Origin of the sequence: Streptomyces sp. NPDC059524 (assembly GCF_042749255.1) — a bacterium.
Lineage (GTDB): Bacteria > Actinomycetota > Actinomycetes > Streptomycetales > Streptomycetaceae > Streptomyces > Streptomyces xanthii.
Map to the genome: position 1 here is coordinate 1 of NZ_JBHYTK010000317.1, position 1,503 is coordinate 1,503.

The following is a 1,503-nucleotide window of genomic DNA, read 5'->3' on the forward strand; positions in this document are numbered from 1 at the left end:
GACACCGCCGCCGACCAGCGCGACGGCCACGAGGCCGCCGCCGATCGCCATGTCGGTGCGGGTGGCGCCGGTCTCGGTGGAGCCGCCGAGACCACCGCGGACGCCGCCGTTGATGACGGTGAACGCGGCCGGCTTGGTCACGGTCGAGCCGCCGCAGGAGACGGTGATGTCGTGCGCGCCGGGCGTGGCGTTGTGCCGGATGCGCGCGGTGGCGGTCGCGGTGCTGCCCGTGGACCGGGTGAAGCTGGTGGTGTCGAACGCGTTCGACGAAGCGGTGCCGCCCTCCTGGCACTTGGTCGAGTCGACGGTGATGGTCAGCTCTCCACCGCGCGGGATGACGCTCGGCGTGGCCGTGATGTTGGACGGCGTCGGGTCGGACCAGGCGGACGCGGCGGGGGCGGCGAGACCGACGGCGGCGACGGCGACGGCGGACACCGCCAGAGCACGGGTGGTACGCATGGAAATCCTCCGCGGAAGACGTCCCCGGGGAACGGTCCCCGGGAATTTCGGCGAGAACGCCTCCCAGACGAACCCTCAGATGCCGTGCACGGCACCGCATTTCGGGAATCGGCCGTCCTGGTGAGGCGACACGCCGACGGATTTCCGCACAAGCAGACAATCCCGCAGGTCACACACCGTCAGAAAAATCCTGTGCGGGAGAACTCGGATGGCGCACCGGGGCCGCCCCGGCCGGTGGGCCGCCACCCGTTCGCCCTCGCCCCGTCGCCCGTCGTGCGCGCTCGACTTAGCGTGCTGGTACGCGCAACGGACACGGTCTCGCCGCCGGGTCCAGAGGGGATGAGCGAATGTTCAAGCCAGCCTTCGCCGAAGAGGAGCGACCCAGGAAGCGAGCCCCGTGGGGCGTGATAGCGCTGGTGCTGCTCACCGGTCTGGCGCTGATCCGCAACGGTTCGGGAGAGTTCGACGTCGGTCCGCCGCAGCCCGCGCCGGCCGCCGCGGCGGACACCCGGATCCCCGCGGCGCTCAAGTCCGCGGGCGCCCCGCAGCCGCTGCCGTTCTCGATGGCGGACCGGGTGCGCATCCCGGCGATCCGGGTGGACGCTCCGGTCACCCCGGTCGGTCTGGACGCGGAGGGCTGGGTCGACGCGCCACCGCCGCAGGACCCGAACCTCGCGGGCCAGTTCACGGGCTCGGTCTCACCGGGTGAGCAGGGCACGTCCATCGTGGTCGGGCATGTCGACAACATGCAGGGCCCGGCCGTGTTCTACGGGCTCGGCTCCGTGAAGAAGGGCAACCACGTCGAGGTGCTGCGCCGGGACGGCAGGACGGCCGTCTTCGAGGTGTACGGGATCGAGGTGTTCGAGAAGGCGAACTTCCCGGGCGAGAAGGTCTACGGCCCGACGGGCACCCCCGAGCTGCGGGTGATCACCTGCGGCGGCGGCTTCTCGAAGCAGAACGGCTACGACGGAAACGTCGTGGTCTTCGCCCGCCTGGTGTGGGGGGGCGGGTGGCCGCCCACACCCCGGGGGGCCCCGCGCCCCC

The 1,503-nt window shown here is 71.9% G+C and carries 2 protein-coding genes; one reads left to right on the top strand and one right to left on the bottom strand.

Going from position 1 to position 1,503, the window contains the following annotated elements; genetic code table 11:
- The coding region (locus tag ACFW9D_RS38505; protein WP_384630141.1) for a hypothetical protein at positions 1-459 on the bottom strand (459 nt) is incomplete at its 3' end.
- A 347-nt stretch (positions 460-806) separates the two neighbouring features.
- Here ACFW9D_RS38505 and ACFW9D_RS38510 point away from each other — a divergent pair.
- Positions 807-1,503, top strand: a 697-nt coding sequence (locus ACFW9D_RS38510; RefSeq protein WP_384630143.1) for a class F sortase, incomplete at its 3' end; no start/stop codon positions are given.